Here is a 19,128-nt window from a genome sequence, read left to right on the forward strand (position 1 = left end):
TGTTAAAAAAGCAATGCATGCATTATATTATTTATATTTGATGCATGGACTTGTTTAAAGAAGCAGCAGATAAAATGGTGATTTACCAGTTGCGAACAGCTTGGCTTAATATTGCTAAGTTGTACAATGACATTACGGCTCAGTATGATGGTACTATTTCTATGGCATTTGTGCTGTTGGCAATTTATGAAGACGAAGGAACACCAGTAACTAAAATTGCACCACGAATTGGAATGGAACCTAATAGTTTGTCGAGAGTTTTAAAAGCTTTGGAAGAAAAGAAAATTATTAAGCGAAAAAAAGACAAAACCGACTCTAGAATTGTTAAAATAAAACTGACGGAAAAAGGCATTAAACTTAGAAAGTTTGCATTGAAATCGGTATTTAATTTAGAGAAAATAATACATGCTAAGATTGATGAAAAAGATTTAGAAAGCTTTTTTAAAGTAATGTGTACCATTCCTGTTGCACTAGAAGAATTTATAGCATTACAAGAGCAACAAGGTAAGTGATATGATTAGTTAACTAGTGATTAAAAACTAATAAAGCTTGTAGCTCGTATTTTGTTTGGTCTTTAGATAAGTATAAATATTTTATATATTTATTATAATAAACTACCATTTTATAAAGCTAAACAAGCTTATGCTAATTAAATTTATTAGTAGGAGCTACAAGCTCACGCCAGCTGGGAAATAAAACTTAAATTATTGTTTTATTTTTCAACAAAATGATTTATATTTGATTTAGTTTTATAATACATACTTATAGTTACAAAACATAAAAACATATTTAACCATTAAACAAAAAACATAATGACATTAGAAAAAATACTTGAAAACTTAAATTCATTTGAAAAAAATTCATTTCTGAAAATTATTGATAATATTGTTACTGATAGACCTAAAAATTCACAAGTAATAGATAAAATATTATCTGACTCTAGTAGTGATATTAAAAATATGGATAATATTAATATTACAAAAGTATTTAACCTTGTAGAAGAAGAGTTTACAGCGTATGTAAAGAAAGAATTTCTAGTAACTACATCTCAATTAGATATTTTAATAGATATTATTTCTAAAGATGGTAATTGTATAATGAAGCAAGATTGGTTTTCAAGATTATATGAAAACGAATTATTAAAACTTGATAAAAAGCTAAAAGCATTTCAACTAGTTATAGACTCAGATAAATCTGAAGTAAATACAAATAGACAAAGAGATTATAAAGTCTATCAATCTTGTTTAAAAACTGCTTATTTAAATGATGATTCTAATAATCTCGACAGAAAAATTACTACTGATGAACAAAGTATATTGCATACATTATCAAGTCAATTAGGACTCTCTCAAGAAGAAGTAAAATTAATTAACTATCTTATTATTCCAGTTCAAAAACAAAATATAGATACTGTAATAAATGAATTAAAATCTATAGGAATTATATTTTATTCTAAAAAAACTAATACCATATATATTGCTGATGAAGTAGTTAGAATACTCAGAAAAGTTAGAGGAAAAGAAGTTGCTGACAAATTTCTAAGACGAGTATTAAGACTTATAAGAGAACCACAAATTAATTTAATTTGTAAACAACATAATATAGATTGGAAATTAAATATAGAAGAAAAGATAAAAGAAATATTAAATGAAGGAATTTCTTTATCTAGTATTCTAATTAACGACATATATAAAGATGATACAAAAGTTACAGATAAGAAAAAATTTATTAATGAACTATGTGATAAAGGTTTAAAAATATCACCACAACTAAAAGGTTCTTTAATTGAAGAAAAAATAGCTAGCTTAATTAAGTATTTCGAAGACATTGAACGAGATGAAAAAGTAGGAATTTCTATTGAAGGTTATGAAAAACTGCTAGTAGAATTAGGTGAAACATTACCTACATTAAATCAACAGCTAAAAGATAAGTTTGAGCTTCAAGATGAAAATGTATTGAATAGCAATTACCTGTTAGATTATAATATTAAACCTCGTGATGTTCTTGAAATTATATCAGAGAAAGAATTAGAACATTTCTGTAAAATTAAAGCAATAAAAACTAGAGGAGACTTAATATTAAATATTTTAGATATTTATAAAGATGCTGAGAACTTATATTTAGAAAATTATGAAAATATTGGTTTTAGAAATTTATCTGCACTAAAAGAAAACGGTATAATAATTAAAGAAGCTAGCTTAGGCGTAAAATTTGAAGAGTTAACAAAAAAGATATTTCATAGTCTTGGATTTAATGTTGATGAAGAACTTAGAAAAAAATTAAATACCAATAAAGACCAAATTGACATATTGCTTAATCTTGGAAATAATGACCTAATTTTAATAGAATGCAAAACCATAAAAGAAAGTGGTTATAATAAATTTAGTTCTGTTTCTAGACAACTTAAAGCTTACACCAATCTAGCTACAAAAAATAATTATAATATTATAAAATCATTGCTTATTGCACCTAATTTTTCCGACGACTTCATAAAAGATTGTGGTTTAGAATATGAATTAAATTTGTCGCTTATAACAGCTACAGCTTTGATAAAAATTTTAGAAGGATTTAAAAACTCTAAACTAAAACAGTTTCCACACAACTTATTAATGCGTGATGTACTTATTCAAGAAGATAGAGTGATTAAAGCTATTGATAAATAATTTACTTATCACAAAGATTAAGTTTCTGTTTGTGAGGATATAGACTGATAGAGAAAATCCAAGAATCTTATTATATTTATACGATAATGAAAAATATAGTTTTAATACTCCTAATCTTAATATATGGTATTTCTATTTCAAAAACAATAGTTTTTGATAGATGCCAAGGCAACAAACAAGATTTATTTTATGCTCACTTTGCACTTGAATTTATTACTATGAATAAGCCCAATTCTTTAAAATCTTTAGCTTCAAAAAACTTCAAAATAGATAGTTTATCTTTAGCAAATGAATGCTTATATACTAAAACTAACTTTCCGTATACACCATTTAGTAATCCATCTTGTTTTTATCTAGATAATAATTCTAATCAATGGTACGAGAGAACATATTTTGAAATAAACTCAGAAGGAATCGTAAAATATCTCTTTCAAATACAAATTTATCTAATTAAAGAAAATGACTTACCAAAAATACTAGATATTCAATTTCGGGTAATGTACTGAAAAATAGTTGGTGCATTTGACAAAAATAATGTTTAGCTTTCTCCAGTTAATCTGAAGAGGATAAAAGCACTGGTGGAGACCAACTTTTTAGCAATAGGATTAATGTATATACAAAAAATGGGTTGATAGATAACTATCAACCTTTTTCATTTTTTGGTATACTTGATGGCTAAAAAAACTCTATTTTTCATTAGATAAATACACATACCATTTGATGAAATTTATTCTATTTTTTAAAGTCAAACCTCTGTGCAAATCAAGATGATTTTTTAGATGGCTAAAATAACCTTCAATTCCATTTGTTGTTCTTGGTATTTTTGGATTTTCTAAATAGTGAAACATATTAGGCAATGCTCTTTTTATTGAGAAGTAGGATCTTCTTAGTAGTTTATGAGTATACCAATACCTTCTAGTTTCTAAGTTAATAGTCTTTTCATTAAGATAGTCTTTGTGTCTTTCATACCATAGCTTTAACTCTCTTGTCCACCATATTTTATCATTCTGTGTTTCTATTTTGAGTAATAGCAAAATATGTTTTCTAAGTTCTTGTCCTGCTATGTGTTTAGGGTATTTAGTAAGCCATAGTAAGCACATTCGTTGAATATGTACCAAGCATCTTTGTATAACTATATTACTGTCAGTATGTTTAATTGCTTTTAATATACTTTTAGCACCATCTGAGGTAATACTTTCTAATTTAATGCCTAAGTGTATTAAATTACTTAAATCTTCCTTAATCTCTTCAAAATGCTCTCCATCTGAAAAACGGATAAGTTGTGTATAGCCATCAAGATTATCTTGATAAGCTATTAAACAGAACTGTGCAAAATAAGTACCGTCCACTCTAAGATTAACTTGTTCTCTTTTTATGATTTTAACCGTGGGCGAACGCTCTAAAATTTTATAAAAGGTTCTTTGTAAGGTGTCTTTTGAATAACCACTATCTCTACATAATGTGTTGTAGGTTTGTCTTTCTATTATCCATTTCTTGAACCATATGAATCGGTTCTTTATTTTTTGTTCTGGTCTATTCCTTGTGAATAATATGCCACAGTTTTTACACTTAAATCTTTGCTTGTTTTGTTGTTTGCCCCAGCATATTACATCTAAACTACTACAGCTCCAACATCGCTTTTTTTTGCCATTTTTTAACAAAGAAAATATTTTATGAAATACATTTCATAAAATATCTAGTTTAACCTTTATTTATAGTACTCTTGATACAATACACCAACTATTTTTCAGTATTATGCCCAATTTCGTCATAATGATAATATTATAGCAAGACCAAAAGAAGTTAAAGAAATGACAAAAAAAGTAGACAGTAATAATCCACCGCCACCACCACCTATATTTCACTAAAACCCAATACCTTTCAACTCCAAACCAAGTGTTTCTTTAAAACCGAAAATAAGATTCATGTTTTGTAGGGCTTGTCCGCTTGCTCCTTTTAGTAAATTGTCGGTACAAGAAATGATCATCAATTTATTGCCTTGTTTTTCTAAGTACAACAAACAGTTATTGGTATTCACTACTTGTTTTAAGTGTATGTTCTTATCGCTTACAAATACAAAAGCTTCGTCTTTATAATAGTTTTTATACATCGCTTGTGCTTCGGCTATCGAACCATCAAACGAAGTATATATTGTAGCAATAATGCCTCTTGCAAAATTGCCTCTGTATGGTATAAAATTTATGTCGTAGTTAAAATTATTTTGTAGCTGTACTATGCTTTCGGTTATTTCTGCTAAGTGTTGATGTGTAAATGCTTTATATACACTCATATTGTTGTTTCGCCACGAAAAATGACTGGTAGTACTTAAAGATGTTCCTGCTCCTGTACTTCCTGTTATAGCAGAAATATGTATATCATTTTTCAACAATTGATTTTTTGCTAATGGCAATAGTGCTAATTGTATGGTAGTAGCAAAACATCCTGGATTGGCAATTAAACTACTTTGCTTAATTTCAGCTTTGTTTAATTCTGGTAAACCGTAAACAAAATTTTGAGCATTGGCTTTCAATCGGAAATCGTTGCTTAAATCAATAATTTTTATATTATTAAAAGAATGTTCTTGTAAAAATAATTTGGTTTCGCCGTGTGGTAAACATAGAAATACAATATCTATATTTTTATCAATTATATTTATAAACTTCAAATCACAATTCAATAAATCGTCGTGAATTTCATTAATATTTTTACCAGCTTGACTTCTACTATAACAAAAAGCAATCTCTACATTTGGATGATGAATGAGTAAACGAATTAACTCACCACCAGTATAACCAGCTGCTCCAATAATACCTGCTTTAATTTTCATTTTGTTCTTTTACCTTATTCCATATCATAATTTGATTGGAAAATATTTTTGCAAAACCTTTTACATCTTCGCCACTCCACGCCTTGTTCATTTCGCCATAAGCTCCAAAACTGCTGTTCATTAAATCGTACTTTGATTCGATACCAATTAAGTTAAATCGATATGGCAACAGTTCTACAATTACTTTTCCTGTAACTTGTTGTTGTGTACTGCTTAGAAACTGTTCTAAGTTACGCATTAATGGTTCGTAAAACAAACCTTCGTGTAAATTGCTACCATATACATTGGCTAATTGGTCTTTCCAAAATAGTTGTTGCTTGGTTAGCGTATGTTTTTCTAATAAATGATGTGCTTTAATAATGATTAAAGGAGCAGCGGCTTCAAAACCTACTCTACCTTTAATACCAATTATGGTATCGCCAACATGAATATCTCTTCCAATAGCATATTTAGAAGCTATATTATTTAATTTTGAAATTAAATCGGTAGGATGATTGAACTTTTCATCGTTTAATGCAACTGGTTCACCTTGTTCAAAATTGATTGTAATGGTAGTTGAATCTTGTTCTTGTAGTTGAGTTGGATAAGCACTTTCTGGTAGTGTTTGGTTGGAAGTCAATGTTTCTTTTCCACCAACAGAAGTTCCCCAAATACCTTGATTGATAGAATACTGAGCTTTCGCAGCATCTATATCTACACCATGATTTTTTAAATAGTCGATTTCTGCTTCTCTACTCAAACGATTATCTCTAATAGGTGTAATAATTTCAGCACTTGGATGAATGATGTTGAATACCATATCAAAACGCACTTGGTCGTTGCCTGCACCTGTACTTCCATGAGCAATAGCATCTGCATTAATTTGTTTAGCATAGTTGGCTACAGCAATTGCTTGAAAAACTCTTTCGGCAGAAACAGATAATGGATACGAATTATTTTTTAATACATTTCCAAATATCAAATATTTAATACAGTCATTATAATAATCTTGTACTACATTTTGAACAATATATTCTTTAACGCCTAATTGTTTAGCTCTAGTTTCGATGTTTTTAATTTCTTCATCGGTAAAACCACCAGTATTTACAGTAATGGCATAAACATCGTAACCTTTATCTGCCGACAAATATTTAGCACAATACGAAGTATCTAATCCACCACTATATGCTAATACTACTTTTTTATTGCTCATTTCGTTTTCTTTTTATTGATTTGTTTCTTTGGTTTAAGTCCGGTTTGTTTTGCAGCTACTTTTTTAGTTACGCTTTTTTTAATTTCGTAGTTTTTCTTTTTTACATCTTTAGGATTGTACAACATTGCAGTACACAAACAATTGCTTTTGTTGGTTTTAGTCAAAATATCATAATTGACACAACTTTTACAACCATTCCAAAAAGTATCGTCTTGTGTTAATTCAGAAAAAGTAACTGGTTTATATCCTAACTTACTATTCATTTTCATAACAGGCAAACTGGTTGTAATACCAAATATTTTAGCTTGTGGATATTTCTTAGTTGTATAATCAAAAGAAAACTGCTTGATTTTAAAAGCCAAACCTAATTTTCTGTAATCTTCTTTAACAATTAATCCAGAGTTGACGACATAGTCTTTGCCTTGCCAAGTTTCTATATAACAAAAACCAGCTAAGTCACCATCTTTCTTCCGAATAGCAATAATGGCTTTCTGCTCATCTATATTCTTTAACAAGTATGCTGCTTCTCGTTTGGCAATACCAGTACCACGCTTTTTAGCAGAGTCTTCATACAAAGCACACAACTCCTCTACATACTTGTGATGGTCGTTGTTGGCTATCAATATTTCGAAATCGTTAATAGTTTCCAAAGTTAATCTCTCTAATAACAAAAATAAGATTTTAGTTGAAATACTATATTATGCTATTCTTAAACTCAAATTATATCGTAAAAAAATAAGTTAATATTTTAATGTTGCTATATAATGATTTTGACTATCTAATTAATAAGATAGATTTTAACCATTAATAGAAATTTTACTTTTTCTCGTAGAACTCACAGATTTTCGCAGAAAGAATAAGAAGATTATATTATAAAAAATACACTTTAATATATAATAAAATATTTTGAAATAAATTCAGAATAGACCTAAATCAACCTATAAAGTTTTATTAACTTTTAAGCTTTTTAATTTATTGCTACCTTTGTTGCAAACATCGTATTATGTTAAATGTAATAGCTAGTCCTTTTTATTGGAACGCCAACCCAGAAATCTTTATGTTCACTGAAAATTTTGGACTTAGATGGTACAGTTTATTATATGGTTCTGCCTTTTTAATTGGTTATGCCATTTTAGCTTGGGAAATGAAAAAAAATAATAAACCTATAGATTATGCAGAAGAATTGCTAATGTATATGTTTATTGCTGTAATTATTGGTGCAAGATTAGGTCATGTGTTTTTCTATGATTGGGATTATTACAGTCAACATTTATCTGAAATACCAATGATTTGGAAAGGTGGTTTGGCTAGTCATGGTGCAGCTATTACGATACCAATTGCTTTGTGGTTGTTTAAAAGAAAGCATAGCGATGTTTCTTATTTGTGGATTTTAGATAGAGTAGCTATTCCGTTATCACTAGGTTCTGCATTTGTAAGAATAGGTAACTTCTTTAATCATGAGATTGTAGGTAAGCCAACTGGTGGAGATTTTGGCGTAGTGTTTATGCGTAATTTTGAAGAAAGTGTACATGTACCAAGATATCCAAGTCAGTTATTTGAAGCAATATTATATATTACTATTTTTATTGTAGTACTAACTATGTATAAAAGAAGTAAATATCAACCAAGAGAAGGTAGTATTATTAGTACTATGGTGATTATGATGTTTGTTGGACGATTTTTCTTAGAGTTCTTTAAAAGTGGTTCAACTTTATTTACTATTGGTAATTTAGAAATTATAAGAGGTCATGTATTAAGTATTCCATTTATTATTATTGGAATTGCTATTTGGTATATTTCCAAAAAAAAAGCGACTAATACTATCAACAATTAAAAAGAATAACCATGCAATTTGAAGCACTTATTAATATTATGCCATTAAAAGAGTTGTTAGATCCGCAAGGAAAAACGGTAGAACAAAGTTTACACAACATGAACTTTAAGATGGGAAAAGTTAGAATTGGCAAACGCATTTCATTAACTGTAGAAGCTAGTGATGTAGCAGATGCACAAAGCAAAGTTGATGAAGCATGTAAAAAGTTATTGCACAATCCTGTAATGGAATACTACGAGTTTGAGATTAATGCCTTAGCTTAAGTTTTTATTTTGCTTTTCATTGCCATGTTTAAAATGACCTGTTATTTTTGCTAGGAATAGTTGCAATGAATAATCATTATTTTCGTTGATTTTTGCATTTAATTTAAGATAATCTTTGCCTACAACAATTTTTATCATCTTATTATTAAAAAAGATTTGAGCTTTATTGTCTTTTAAAAGTTTATAAGTAAAAGGTTGTTCTTCTTTTAAGATATCTCTTTTATCTTCCATTTATTTACAATTTGTCTACACCAACATATACAATTAATGGAATTGGTATGGTTTTGTATAAAGCTTCTTTGTATGGTAGTTGCTTAAGCAAGTCTTCTTTTAAGTTTTCTGGTTGATAGTTTAAATTCAAATCGGTTACTTTTTCTATACCAATTTGTTTGATATAGTATCCTATACTTCGTAATTTTTCATCTAAGCAATCATAGATTTTACCATCTAGCATTTTTTGTGCAATTAAGCTATAGTCTAAAGCAACAAACTGACTGTTTTTACTCTTTTGTAATTTTTTATACTTAGCAAAATAATTTTGCCAACTGGTATCATTAGCAAAGTAATTTATTTGTTTTGTTAATACATCTTTATATACTAACGGATTGCCAACATTCATATTGTATAAATCTACTTTTATATGTTGTTCTGCTATATGATAAAAACTATCTAAATATTTTACTTCGTTACACAATGTATTTTTTGGAATACTATCTAAATTAAACGACATTATTTTTAGGTTGATAAAAGTATCGTTTTTGCCTTTATTGAAATAGTAAAAATAATCGGTATTGTCTATCGTTTGGAAAATATCAAAATTATAAGTGCCTTGTTTAATTTCTTGTGCATTTACTTTTGATACCAATAACAATATAAGTATATAAAATATTTTTTTCATAAATAAAAATTATGTTTTTTGTTTCTTCTTTTTAGCTGCTGGAAATAATATATTATTTAAAATCAATCGATAACCTGGTGAGTTTGGATGTAAATTTAAGTCAGTTGGTGGATCACCTACTCTATGTTGATAATCTTCTGGATCATGACCACCATAAAAAGTCCAAGTTCCATTACCAAAAGTTCCATGTATATATTTGGCTTCTTGTTTGCTTCTATTCTCTCCCATTATCAGTACATCTTTTTTGATAATATTATCATTAAAAGCAGTGGTTTGCCCCATAAAACCTTTAATTACTCTTTCGTGATTTTGTGTGAGCATAGCAGGCACTTGATCCCATTTTGCAGAAAAATCAAACAAACTAAAATAGTCTGAACTTTGGTCTCTTCCACTTGGATTTATATCTATGTTTGAATATTCATATTCCCAAGGATTATTACTCAATTTAAAGTTTTCAAACGCAAAACAGTTATCGTAATTTAATTTAGCTTGTGCATTTGGATCTGCACCATCTCCATCAAACATTTGAGCACAGATATCAACGCCAGCAGCAGATAAAGCAATGTCGTAAGAATCTGTAGCACTACACATAGCAAACATAAATCCTCCACCCATTACAAAGTCTCTAATTTTTTGAGCTACGGCTAATTTTTCTTGTGATACTTTCATAAATCCCAAGTTCTTAGCTCTTGTTTCGTACTCGTTCACCTGATTGATATACCAATCTGCATTTTTATAAGCACTCCAAAATTTTCCGTACTGACCTGTAAAGTCTTCATGATGTAAGTGTAGCCAATCGTACATTGGTAATTTGCCTTCTATAATTTCTTCATCGTAAATAACCTCGTAAGGAATTTCTGCATAAGTTAAAGCAAGTGTAACAGCATCGTCCCAAGGACTTTTTGTTTTTGGTGAGTAGACTGCTACTTTAGGTGGTTTTTCTAGTCGCACTGCATCCATATTGACTTCTGGTTCTGCTATTTCTGCCAAAATTGAAGACATCGTAGCATCTGGAATAACTTGATATTTGACATCTCTAATTAAACATTCTTTTTCAAACAAAGCATTATACGACATAGCAAAGCTACCACCTTTGTAATTGAGTAACCAATCTAAGCTTACGCCTTTTTCTAATACCCAATAAGCAATACCATATGCTTTTAAGTGATTGGTTTGCGTCTCATCCATTGGAATGAGTATAAACGAAGCATAACTTTTTAGTGTTATGGACAGAATTAATATGACAAAACCGAGTTTTTTCATTTGATGCTACTAAAATACTACAAAAAGAGTTCCAAAAATGGTTAAGAAGTGTTTTTTTTGTTTACCGTTTATAATATTTAAGTACATATAACTATTTATTTCATCGTCTAGCACATATAATATATTACTTTGATAAAAACTAAAAAAATATAATCTTTGCAACAAAAATATTAAGCATGAAAAGCATCTATGAACAACAAACTACCGATGATTTACTCAACAGAATTAATCAATTAAATAATACAAGTCAAGCTAGTTGGGGAAAAATGAATGCAGCACAAATGCTAGCACATTGTAATGCTACTTATAAAGTACTTAACGACAATTATCCAAAACCTAATGCCATTAAAAAATTATTTCTAAAATTATTTGTAAAAAATATTGTGGTAAGTGATAAACCATATAAGAAAAATTCGCCAACATCTCCAGACTTTATAATTAGCGATGAAAGAGAATTTGAAAAAGAAAAAACTAACTTAATTCAAAATATCATTACTACACAAAAATTAGGTACTAGTTATTTTGAAGGAAAAGCATCTCCAGGTTTTGGTGTACTTACTGCTAAAGAATGGAGTAATTTATTTTATAAACACTTAGACCATCACTTAGCACAGTTTGGCGTATAAGCACTTGATTTTTTAAATATTATCTTATATCTTTAAATAAACAAGCCATTTGTTTAAGAACAAGATATTAGAAAAAATAAAACAATTAGATCCAGCAAATGATCACTGGCAAATAGTTCGTTTGTCTGCAATGTATGAGTTTCCTTGGGATTTTAATCGTGCCTTAGAATTAGCATTATACAAAACTTATGCAGTTCCTAGCATTAGCAAAATTTTGTTTGGCACAAAGCAACTCAACAAGCATTCACAAAAAAGATATGACGACACAGACTTACTTATTAGTGAAATTATAGAAAATGGTTTACAGTCTGAAAGAGGAAAACAAGCACTACAAAGAATGAATTGGATTCATAGTCATTACAACATTACCAACGAAGATTATTTATTTGTTTTATCTACATTTATTTTTGATTCTGGAAGATGGATTGACAAATATGCTTATAGAAAGTTAACTAAAAATGAACGCATTGCTGGCTTTAAAGTGTGGAAAGAAATTGGAGAAGCCATGAACATAAAAAATATTCCAGAAACTATTGATGCTTTTGAAGCATTTAACAAACAATATGAAAAAGAGAAATTTGTTTATAGTGAAAACAATAAAAAAGTAGCACTCGCAACAGAAAACTTAATGCTCAGTTGGTTTTTACCAAAGTTTATGTTTGAGATAGCACGACCTTTTTTACATGCAGTAATGGACAAACAATTACTACAAGCATTTGGCTTAGACGAACCTAATTTTTTAATTCAGTTTTTAGTTCGTCAGACATTAAGAACAAGAAGTAAAATTGCGAGTATATTACCTAATCAAAAAGGCGTACATCGTACACAAGAAAAACACAGACATTATAAAAACACATATCAATTAAAAGATTTAGGACCAAACAAACTTAAAAGTCAATGTCCATATCATGCAGTAATACAGGCGATAAAAACCTAGTATTTAGCTCTGGTAATTCTGTCATTAATTGCTTTTCCTAAATCAATATTTGGAACAAAATCAGTTATAATAACATCTATCGCTGCTTGGTCTAATTGTCGCATATAAGTAAATAAATTACAAGCAGCTTCGGTTAAATCTGAATTAGTTGATAAATTTAAATTCAATTCTATATTTTTATAATCAATATTTCCAAAACTCAATACACCAATTTTTTTATGTTGATTTTTTTCTATCAACTCAGCAATATTGCCAACTAAAAAAGGTTTTTTAGGTGCATAGTGTTGTAGCAATTGTCCTGGTGCTTTTGGATTAGATGCATGATTAATATTCAGTGCTATTTTTCCTACTACTTTTTCTATCGCTTCTATACTAATTCCACCAAGTCGATGGATTACAATTTCATCATTATCATCAATGCCAACAATAGTCGATTCTATACCAATAGTACTTTGTCCACCATCTAAAATATAATCAATTTTACGACCTAATTGTTCATTAACATGTTCTGGTGTAGTAGGTGAAATGTAACCAAACGGATTAGCACTTGGTGCTGCTAAAGGAAAATCTAATTGTTCTAGCAAAGCAATAGTTGTAGGATGAGCAGGAATTCTTAGTCCAACAGTATCTAAGCCAGAAGTAACAATATTTGGAATAATTTCTTTTTTAGGCAATAAATAAGTAATTGGTCCTGGAGAAAAGTGTTCTATTAATGCTTGAATTTTTTCAGGAATATTTAAACTATATTTTTTTATCGTATCTAAAGAAGTAACATGAACAATTAAAGGATCAAAACTTGGTCGTTCTTTTATCGCAAAAATACTAGCAACAGCTTGTTCATCTAAAGCATTCGCAGCCAAGCCATAAACAGTTTCGGTAGGAATGGCAACAACTTTACCTTGTTCTAAAATTTGTTTGGCTAAAGCAATATCTTTTCCAATATCAGCCATTTATTGCAAAATAATTTTCTTGCTTCTCACCTGTTGTCCTTGTCTTACTTGTATTAAATAAGTACCTTTTGCTAAATCAGTTTTATCGTATGATTTGATATAGCTTCCATTGTAATTACCTAGATATTCTTCAAATATAATTTTTCCAGTTATATCAAACATATAAACAGTAATAGGTAGTGTTGTAGCACTTTGTATATTTAAAGTAAATAAACCACTACTTGGATTTGGACTTATACTAAATGTGTTTAGCAATAATTCGTCTACTTTATTTGTTTCTTCAATTGGCGTTTTCTCTTTTATATTTTTAATATAAGTAATGTTATTTATTTTTACATTTCTTCTAGCTTGGTCTTCTTTAATTCTAGTAATTGCATGCATTTTATCATCTAAATCTAAATAGCATTGTGGTAATTCGTCGCTATGATAATCTTCATCTACCAACCAAGTATCTATATTACAATTATTTTCTTGTTTTGAAATGGAAACAGGTGCATTATTATCATCTACTACTACTACCGTATTATCATCATGAAAAAACCAGTTCTCTTGATTGTTAATAATTTTTCTCTGAATATCATAAGTTTTAGTCATTGCTTTATAACCTAAATGCATACTCGTGTTATAAGTTACACCATCTCGTATGTAAGCAATTTTTACTTTGTCGCCCCAAGCATATTTTTTTAGTGTAGCAATTAATTCATCTTTAGAATTAATCGTAGCATTATTCAACTCAACAATAATATCATTTTCTTTTAAGTCAGAATGCTTAGCAGCACCATCATCAAAAATATTTTTTATTAAAGCACCTTGCAGGTTATTAGCATCATAATTAGTAACCATAACACCTAAATAACCTTGGTCTTTACCAAACGATACTATGGTACTTAATATAAAAAGCAGAACTATTGTAAATTTCAATTTCATATTTTTTCTTTATCTAGTACAAAAATAGTGCAAAAAAAATAAATCGCACTTTTTAATGGCACAGTCTTTGTATTATTGCAACATAAAAAAGAATAATAATGAAAAGTTTAGTTTTACTAGTAATGAGTTTTATGATGATTAGCGTTCATGCAGAAAGTGCTTGGGAAAAAAGCAAAGAAAAAGATGGTATTACTATTTGGACAAGAAAAAAAGAGGGTTCTAGCTTTAAAGAATATAAAGGCACCGTAGTATTAAATACAACTATGGATAAATTGTTGAATATATTTAAAGATATAAAATACCACGATCAAATTTTTTATAAGTGTAAAGCTGGTTCAGTGAAAATAGTAAAGAAAAACAGTGCCAACGATTTTTATACTTATATGGTAATTAGCACACCTATTGTTAAAGATAGAGATGTTGTAACGCATTACGAAGTAAAAAAACTAAGCAATGGTGGTTATATTATTGAATTAGAAGGAGCTCCAAATTTAGTTCCAGATAAAGGATTAGTGCGTGTGCCAGAAATGAAAGGATATTGGAAATTTGAGCCAACTACTAGTGGAAAAATTCTAGTTACACACCAAGCGTTTAGTCATCCTGGAGGAAGTGTTCCAGCAGGTTTAGCCAATTCTGCTTCTACAGATGCTCCTTTTAGTATGCTTGAAGAGTTGAGAGATTTGGTAAAGTAAATAATCTAAAAAACTAAAATAAAAAATTTAAAGGAACATGAATTAGTTTTCTCTAATCAATATGGCTTTTGTAATTGTTATTATATATGAATTTTATTAGCAATTTGATTGAATTTTCATTATATTTGTAATACTAAGGATGCTAAAATATTGCTATATAATATTAATTCTTGCATTAGGTTTCATTTATATTCCTACCAATTTAAGTTTGCTTAAATTAAAAGTCCAATTAACAGAAAATTGTTGTAGCAAACAAGACCATGCTATCAATAAAAAACAAGATTGTTGCCAAAAAGGAAAAGGCATTTGTATAAAAAACAACAAAGATTGCAAAGGCGACTGTGAAAATTCTTCATGTCATTGCACACCAAATACACCTAACTGCATACTATCTTCAGTATCAACAATTACAAAATATAAAGCAACATTAGTTGCACCTAAATATTTTTATCAAGATACTTATTACGGTCAAGGTTTTCTTTCTATCTGGAAACCACCTAAAATAGTATAACTGTTTCAAACGACAGCCAGAGGTCTGTCCACTACAAAAAATATTTCAGAAATAACATCTAACTTTAATAAAATGAAAAAAATGAAGAATTCATTAAATATATTAATGGTGATGATAGTATTATTATCATCAAATGCATGTAATGCACAAATTAAGCACACTAAATCAACAACAGTAAAAATATATGGCAATTGCGAAATGTGCGAAAAAACCATAGAAAAAGCAGGAAATGAAAAAAAAGTAGCTCAAGTTGACTGGAACAAAGACACTAAATTGGCTACCATTACTTTCGACTCAACCAAAACAAATACCAATGCAATACTTAAAAAAATTGCTTTAGCAGGTTACGATAGTGATGAATTTCTTGCACCAGAGGATGCTTATGCTAATCTACCAGAATGTTGTCAATATGAGCGAGTAAAAAAAGTAAAAAACAGTATGACTGCAACAACAATGAATCATGATATGCATGAGGAAGACATGATGAAAGAAGATATGAAAGAGGAAATGAAAAGTAATGCTACGAATACTGATGAAGAGAAGCAAACGAAAGAAGAAGTCAATCAACTGAACTCAGTTTTCAATAATTACTTTGAACTTAAAGATGCCTTTGTACAATCAGATGCAAGTATAGTTACCAATACAGCTAAAAAATTAAACGCAACGATTAAAGCAGTCAATATGAATAAATTATCTATGGATGAACATATGGCATGGATGAAAGTAGTAGATAAAATTACAACGACAACAGAACAGATAAGTAAATCAAATGACATTGAAAAACAGAGAACTTATTTCAATGATTTATCTGAAAATATCTACGCTTTAATTAAAGTTGCTGAAACAACAACACCTGTTTATTACCAACATTGTCCAATGTATAATGATGGTGCCAATTGGTTAAGTAAGGAAAATGCTATTAAAAATCCTTATTATGGAAACAAAATGCTTTCATGTGGTAAAACCATAGAAGTAATTGAATAAAAAATCATTAGGCGAATTTCCGTAGGAAATTCGCCTAACTATAAACATCATAAAATGACACATACTTATAAAATTACGGGCATGAGTTGCAATGGATGTCGCAGTCATGTAGAAGAGATATTGTCTAAAGTAAAAGGCGTTACAAAGGTTATAGTCAATTTAGAAAAAGCAGAAGCAACCATAACCATGGAACAACACATTCCAATACAAACATTCCAACAAGCTTTAAAAGACGATGGTGGAAAATATAACATTCACAACATTGGCGACGATTTACATCAGAATCACCAAAAAGCAAAACAAAAACCTACCAATGGAACAGGCGTTTTTTATTGTCCAATGCATTGCGAAGGTGATAAAACTTACGACCATCCAGGCGATTGTCCAGTTTGTGGAATGGACTTAGTAGAAGAACAAAATTTAGCAACAGCAAATACCATACAATGGACTTGTCCAATGCATCCAGAAGTAATTAAAGACCATGCTGGTTCATGTCCTATTTGTGGAATGGATTTAGTACCACTACAACCCAATCTTTCAGCAGAAGAAAAAACATATAAAAATTTACTACATAAGTTTTGGATAGCCACAGCTTTTACTATTCCAATCTTTATCATTGCCATGAGCGATATGTTGACCAACAATCCATTGTACAATATCATGGAACAAAAATATTGGAATTGGCTACAATTGGCACTATCTATTCCTGTGGTTTTTTATGCAGCATGGATGTTCTTTCAAAGAGCGTATCGAAGCATCATTACTTGGAAACTCAATATGTTTACACTCATCGGAATTGGTGCTGGCGTAGCTTGGATATTTAGTGTCATTGGCTTGCTTTTTCCAGAGGTATTTCCAAGTCAATTCAAAACAACATTTGGCAATGTACACTTGTATTTCGAAGCAACTACTGTTATTTTAACTTTGGTACTCTTAGGACAATTACTAGAAGCTCGTGCACACAGTAAAACAAATTCAGCAGTGAAAGAATTACTTAAGTTAGCACCAAACAAAGCCATTAAAGTAGTCAACGGTGAAGATATAGAAGTTAATCTAGATGATATTGCTGTCAACGATATTTTAAAAGTAAAACCTGGCGATAGAATTCCAGTAGACGGAATAATTGTTCAAGGAACTTGTAGTATTGATGAATCGATGATTACGGGTGAACCAATTCCTGTACACAAAAAGGTAAACGATAAAGTTAGTAGTGGTACAATTAACGGCAATCAATCTTTTTTAATGAAAGCTGAAAAAGTAGGTAGCGATACCTTATTGGCTCAAATTATTAAAATGGTGAATGATGCAAGTAGAAGTCGTGCTCCAATTCAAAAATTAGCCGATAAAGTATCTAGTTATTTTGTACCAATAGTCATTGTTATTGCAGTGATTACTTTTCTTGCTTGGGCATTTTTCGGACCATCACCAGCTTATGTATATGCTTTAGTTAATGCAATTGCAGTTTTAATCATTGCTTGTCCTTGTGCTTTAGGTTTAGCAACGCCAATGTCGGTAATGGTTGGTGTAGGCAAAGGTGCTCAAAACGGAGTGCTTATAAAAAATGCCGAAGCTTTGGAAAGAATGAATACAGTAAATACTTTAATTATAGATAAAACAGGAACGATAACCGAAGGGAAACCTACGGTAGAAAAAGTAGAGTCGTTTAGCAATAACTACACCACCAACGATATATTGCAATACATCATATCATTAAATACAGATAGCGAACATCCTTTGGCTGCTGCTACAGTTGCCTACGGAAAAGAACAAAATATAACACCATTCAAAACCGAAAATTTTAATGCCGTTACAGGTAAAGGCGTAGAAGCAAGTATCAATAAAGAAAGTATAGCACTCGGAAATGCTAAGATGATGGAATACGCTCAAGCAAACATCACTGCTGATATGGAAGCAACGATCAAAGCATTTCAACAACAAGGAAAAACAGTTTCTTATTTAAGTATTAAACATACAGTAGTAGGATATATTGTGTTTAGCGATAAAATCAAAGCAACAAGCATGGCTGCTATTGATGAATTGCAGAAAAAAGGAATAGCAGTGATTATGCTTACTGGCGATAATTTTAATACAGCTCAAGCAGTAGCCAACACACTGCACTTATCAGATTTTAAAGCTAATATGTTACCAGAAGACAAACTTAACGAAGTACAAGTGTTGCAACAAAAAGGCAAAGTGGTAGCAATGGCTGGCGATGGCATTAACGATGCACCTGCTTTAGCGAAAAGCGATGTAGGTATTGCTATGGGAACAGGAACAGATATTGCAATTGAAAGTGCTATGATTACTTTAGTAAAAGGCGATTTACAAGGTATTGTAAAAGCAAAGCATTTAAGCGATGCAGTAATGAATAATATAAAACAAAATTTATTTTTCGCACTAATTTATAATACACTTGGTATTCCAATTGCAGCAGGTGTGCTTTTTCCTTTTTTCGGCATTTTATTATCACCTATGATAGCTGCATTGGCAATGAGTTTTAGCTCTGTTTCTGTCATTACTAATTCACTACGATTACGAACTGTTCATTTATAAAGTATAGA

General features: G+C 29.8%; 20 protein-coding genes. 11 read left to right on the forward strand and 9 right to left on the reverse strand.

All coding sequences use genetic code 11. The annotated features are described in order from the left end of the window. Nucleotides 1-44: 44 nt before the first annotated feature. The 3 genes from H6553_04780 to H6553_04790 all read left to right on the forward strand — a co-directional run bounded on the left by H6553_04780 (nucleotide 45) and on the right by H6553_04790 (nucleotide 3,169). On the forward strand, nucleotides 45-512 hold the full coding sequence (locus H6553_04780; protein MCB9033130.1) for a MarR family transcriptional regulator: 468 nt from the start codon (nucleotides 45-47) through the stop codon (nucleotides 510-512). 300 nt (nucleotides 513-812) lie between these two features. Further along, nucleotides 813-2,663, forward strand: a complete 1,851-nt coding sequence (locus tag H6553_04785) for a hypothetical protein (protein MCB9033131.1) — start codon at nucleotides 813-815, stop codon at nucleotides 2,661-2,663. Nucleotides 2,664-2,749: 86 nt separating this feature from the next. Beyond that, a complete protein-coding gene (locus H6553_04790; protein MCB9033132.1) occupies nucleotides 2,750-3,169 on the forward strand; it encodes a hypothetical protein in 420 nt (139 codons plus the stop codon). Between the two features lie 180 nt (nucleotides 3,170-3,349). On the opposite strand, the gene H6553_04795 is transcribed toward H6553_04790, so the two are convergent. The 4 genes from H6553_04795 to H6553_04810 all read right to left on the reverse strand — a co-directional run bounded on the left by H6553_04795 (nucleotide 3,350) and on the right by H6553_04810 (nucleotide 7,323). Next, nucleotides 3,350-4,333 carry a transposase gene (locus H6553_04795; protein MCB9033133.1) on the reverse strand — a complete coding sequence of 328 codons (984 nt, stop codon included), beginning with the start codon at nucleotides 4,331-4,333 and terminating at the stop codon, nucleotides 3,350-3,352. Nucleotides 4,334-4,527: 194 nt separating this feature from the next. Next, nucleotides 4,528-5,490 carry an N-acetyl-gamma-glutamyl-phosphate reductase gene (locus H6553_04800; GenBank protein MCB9033134.1) on the reverse strand — a complete coding sequence of 321 codons (963 nt, stop codon included), beginning with the start codon at nucleotides 5,488-5,490 and terminating at the stop codon, nucleotides 4,528-4,530. Further along, a complete protein-coding gene (argG, locus tag H6553_04805; GenBank protein ID MCB9033135.1) occupies nucleotides 5,480-6,682 on the reverse strand; it encodes an argininosuccinate synthase in 1,203 nt (400 codons plus the stop codon). The genes H6553_04800 and argG overlap by 11 nt, the downstream gene beginning before the upstream one ends. Continuing rightward, nucleotides 6,679-7,323: a GNAT family N-acetyltransferase gene (locus tag H6553_04810; GenBank protein MCB9033136.1), complete on the reverse strand. Its 645-nt coding sequence runs from the start codon at nucleotides 7,321-7,323 to the stop codon at nucleotides 6,679-6,681. The genes argG and H6553_04810 overlap by 4 nt, the downstream gene beginning before the upstream one ends. Before the next feature lie 362 nt (nucleotides 7,324-7,685). Here H6553_04810 and lgt point away from each other — a divergent pair, with 362 nt between their 5' ends. Continuing rightward, a complete protein-coding gene (gene lgt / locus H6553_04815; GenBank protein MCB9033137.1) occupies nucleotides 7,686-8,516 on the forward strand; it encodes a prolipoprotein diacylglyceryl transferase in 831 nt (276 codons plus the stop codon). 11 nt (nucleotides 8,517-8,527) lie between these two features. Then, complete coding sequence (purS, locus tag H6553_04820; GenBank protein ID MCB9033138.1) at nucleotides 8,528-8,779, forward strand: phosphoribosylformylglycinamidine synthase subunit PurS; 252 nt, start codon at nucleotides 8,528-8,530, stop codon at nucleotides 8,777-8,779. Here purS and H6553_04825 read toward each other — a convergent pair. The 3 genes from H6553_04825 to H6553_04835 are packed head-to-tail and all read right to left on the reverse strand — an operon-like array spanning nucleotide 8,771 to nucleotide 10,940. After that, nucleotides 8,771-9,010 (reverse strand): hypothetical protein, encoded by a 240-nt coding sequence (locus H6553_04825; protein MCB9033139.1) that lies wholly within the window; start codon nucleotides 9,008-9,010, stop codon nucleotides 8,771-8,773. The two genes, purS and H6553_04825, sit on opposite strands and share 9 nt — an antisense overlap. A gap of 4 nt (nucleotides 9,011-9,014) precedes the next feature. After that, nucleotides 9,015-9,677, reverse strand: a complete 663-nt coding sequence (locus H6553_04830) for a hypothetical protein (GenBank protein ID MCB9033140.1) — start codon at nucleotides 9,675-9,677, stop codon at nucleotides 9,015-9,017. A gap of 9 nt (nucleotides 9,678-9,686) precedes the next feature. Then, on the reverse strand, nucleotides 9,687-10,940 hold the full coding sequence (locus H6553_04835; protein ID MCB9033141.1) for an asparagine synthetase B: 1,254 nt from the start codon (nucleotides 10,938-10,940) through the stop codon (nucleotides 9,687-9,689). 176 nt (nucleotides 10,941-11,116) lie between these two features. Between H6553_04835 and H6553_04840 the strand changes: the two genes are divergently transcribed. Beyond that, nucleotides 11,117-11,566: a DUF1569 domain-containing protein gene (locus H6553_04840; protein MCB9033142.1), complete on the forward strand. Its 450-nt coding sequence runs from the start codon at nucleotides 11,117-11,119 to the stop codon at nucleotides 11,564-11,566. 49 nt (nucleotides 11,567-11,615) lie between these two features. Continuing rightward, a complete protein-coding gene (locus H6553_04845; GenBank protein ID MCB9033143.1) occupies nucleotides 11,616-12,503 on the forward strand; it encodes a DUF2236 domain-containing protein in 888 nt (295 codons plus the stop codon). Here the strand turns inward: H6553_04845 and H6553_04850 are convergent. Continuing rightward, nucleotides 12,500-13,453, reverse strand: a complete 954-nt coding sequence (locus H6553_04850) for a threonylcarbamoyl-AMP synthase (GenBank protein ID MCB9033144.1) — start codon at nucleotides 13,451-13,453, stop codon at nucleotides 12,500-12,502. The two genes, H6553_04845 and H6553_04850, sit on opposite strands and share 4 nt — an antisense overlap. Further along, nucleotides 13,454-14,380 carry a PDZ domain-containing protein gene (locus H6553_04855; protein ID MCB9033145.1) on the reverse strand — a complete coding sequence of 309 codons (927 nt, stop codon included), beginning with the start codon at nucleotides 14,378-14,380 and terminating at the stop codon, nucleotides 13,454-13,456. It lies immediately after the preceding gene. Nucleotides 14,381-14,478: 98 nt separating this feature from the next. Between H6553_04855 and H6553_04860 the strand changes: the two genes are divergently transcribed. The 4 genes from H6553_04860 (at nucleotide 14,479) to H6553_04875 (ending at nucleotide 19,120) form a co-directional block, all read left to right on the forward strand. Further along, the gene (locus tag H6553_04860) at nucleotides 14,479-15,072 is read left to right on the forward strand and encodes a hypothetical protein (GenBank protein MCB9033146.1); all 594 of its coding nucleotides are present in this window, start codon (nucleotides 14,479-14,481) and stop codon (nucleotides 15,070-15,072) included. 139 nt (nucleotides 15,073-15,211) lie between these two features. Continuing rightward, on the forward strand, nucleotides 15,212-15,583 hold the full coding sequence (locus H6553_04865; GenBank protein ID MCB9033147.1) for a hypothetical protein: 372 nt from the start codon (nucleotides 15,212-15,214) through the stop codon (nucleotides 15,581-15,583). A gap of 105 nt (nucleotides 15,584-15,688) precedes the next feature. After that, a complete protein-coding gene (locus H6553_04870) occupies nucleotides 15,689-16,567 on the forward strand; it encodes a DUF3347 domain-containing protein (protein MCB9033148.1) in 879 nt (292 codons plus the stop codon). A gap of 54 nt (nucleotides 16,568-16,621) precedes the next feature. Next, nucleotides 16,622-19,120, forward strand: coding sequence for a copper-translocating P-type ATPase (locus tag H6553_04875; protein ID MCB9033149.1), 2,499 nt, complete (start codon nucleotides 16,622-16,624; stop codon nucleotides 19,118-19,120). Nucleotides 19,121-19,128: the final 8 nt, after the last annotated feature.

Source organism: Chitinophagales bacterium, from assembly GCA_020636535.1.
In the GTDB taxonomy this organism is placed as follows: Bacteria; Bacteroidota; Bacteroidia; order Chitinophagales; family JADIYW01; genus JADJSS01.